The sequence below is a fragment of the Neisseria sp. HMSC31F04 genome (assembly GCF_001807735.1).
GTDB lineage: Bacteria > Pseudomonadota > Gammaproteobacteria > Burkholderiales > Neisseriaceae > Neisseria > Neisseria elongata.
In genome coordinates this window covers 1-2,014 of the sequence record NZ_KV790783.1, presented here as the reverse complement: position 1 = coordinate 2,014, position 2,014 = coordinate 1, and the positions used below count along the sequence as shown (strand labels likewise).

The window sequence follows — 2,014 nt, the reverse complement described above, 5'->3', positions numbered from 1 at the left end:
TTTTACCACGGTTTTAGCGGCAGCAGCGGCTTGTTTAACGTCGCCAATATTGGCAGCGTTGCTGTCGATGGTGCCGCCGCTTGCGACGTTGGTGATTGGTTTATTGCCTGCGCTGATGCCGGTTTTGGTGATGCTTGGGCCGCCGGTGACGGTAACACCATTGCTATTTACAGTCGTATCGCCAGTTCGCAGGCTACCTGCAGCACCCAAATTAACGTTTTGTGCAAGTTTCAGGCGCAAGGTATTGCTGTTGTTATCAGCCACTACACCAATATTATTATCAGTAAGCGTGCCAGTTGCACCGCCTTTAACGTTGAGCGTGCTACCAAGTTTACGTTCTACCGTTGTGCCACTATCGTCGTCAAATTTGAGCGGATTAGCCGCCTGAGCAGCCACCTGATAAAGCTGGCTACCATTAATGGCATCGGTAGAAGTAACAGAAATTTCACCCGGTGCAACGTGTTTGATTTGGCGCTCATAACCTACTCTACCTACAGAAACCTGTGAACCTGCGGTAATTTTGGTTGCACCCGCAAATCCATTGTAGGTAATACCATTAACGGTAGCCGTAGTAATTGCTGCTGCATCCATACTTGTATTAGATCCAGCACCAATGGCAACCGATTTATCTTTGCTGGCCGATGCACCCACACCAAACGCTGACGCACCCAGACCGGTCGCAGAGGTACCTGAACCAAAGGCGGTAGACAACACACCTTCAGCATAGGCTTTGACACCTACTGCGACGGCAGCATCGGCGGATATTGTACCTTTAAATGTTGAGCTACTATCTGCCCGCATTTCCATGCCTGTTAGTTCTTGAAAGACCTTATGAACCTGTTTATTTCCTGCTGCTGCAACTGGTTTAGTTCGTACGATATTCCAATCATCACCGCCAATAGCAATAGATGAATCCCCTGTTGCACGGCTATTGTTACCGATAGAAGTTGATTGTGTGCCTGAGGCAATAGCATCCGGACCAATGGCGACCGCTTGAGTTGCACCTGTCGCCTGAGCTGTCCAACCAATGGCAATACTTTGCTTGGTAGTTGCCTTCGCTACACCATTAGTACCATCGCTAATACCAAGAACAATGGAATGTTCTCCCGCCGCCTGCGCACCGGGACCAATAGCAATCGCATTATTTGCCTTAACCTGAGATTCTGTACCAATGGCAACTGCATTGGTGCCTTTTGCTGTTAAATTACCACCAATACCTATAGCACCACTGCCATCAACACCTTGATTCGTCATTCTGTTCGAATCATTGTTACCAATCGCAATGGCACCCGCTCCATTAACGGTAGTATCTGTACCAATCCCTATCGCTTTATTGCCATCTGCCCTGAGATTGATACCAATGGCAATCGAATTATTGCTGTTAGCAAATGTAGAATTTGTACCTGAATTCGAACCGATTGCTAAAGCACCATTGTTTTTCGCTTGAGTATTATGGCCAATAGAGAGCGCACCCGTTCCATGCGCCGAAGTCGTTCCTGTACCGATAGCAAATACAGCCCCACCTGTTGCAGACTTTTCAGGAATCATTGCCCAAGCACTTTCCGCACCTAAAGATAGTGCTAATGCAGTAAGGATGAATTGTTTTTTCAGACGGCCTTTTCCGGCTTCAGAAATACTGTTGTTTTGCGCTGAAGATGCTTTAGTTTTTCCTTTGGCCAATTCGGAAACGACGGTGTAAGAACCAATATTGTGATTCCAAACAATTTTAAAGATTTTATTCATTTTTCTATTTTGAATCAGATAGATATTTAATAATCCGGCGCAATATGTTTTTAATAACGGCGGACTCTGTATAACAACGATGACCTGCAAGAGGCTGCGGGTGGCAGATTTGGGCTATTATGACGAACGGAAATTATTGCATTGAATCCGTTACCTATACCCGAAAAGGGTGGGATTGTAGTGTATATCGGCGTGCAGTTAAACCTTTTATATCGGCCTTTAGTCTGATTACAAACGGTATGAGACCTTTGCAAAATTCCTTTTCCTCAGC

General features: G+C 45.9%; 1 protein-coding gene. It reads right to left on the bottom strand.

What is annotated here, in order from left to right; genetic code table 11:
• The coding region (locus HMPREF3107_RS02475; protein WP_256364787.1) for an ESPR-type extended signal peptide-containing protein at positions 1-1,833 on the bottom strand (1,833 nt) is incomplete at its 3' end.
• Between the last annotated feature and the right edge of the window lie 181 nt (positions 1,834-2,014).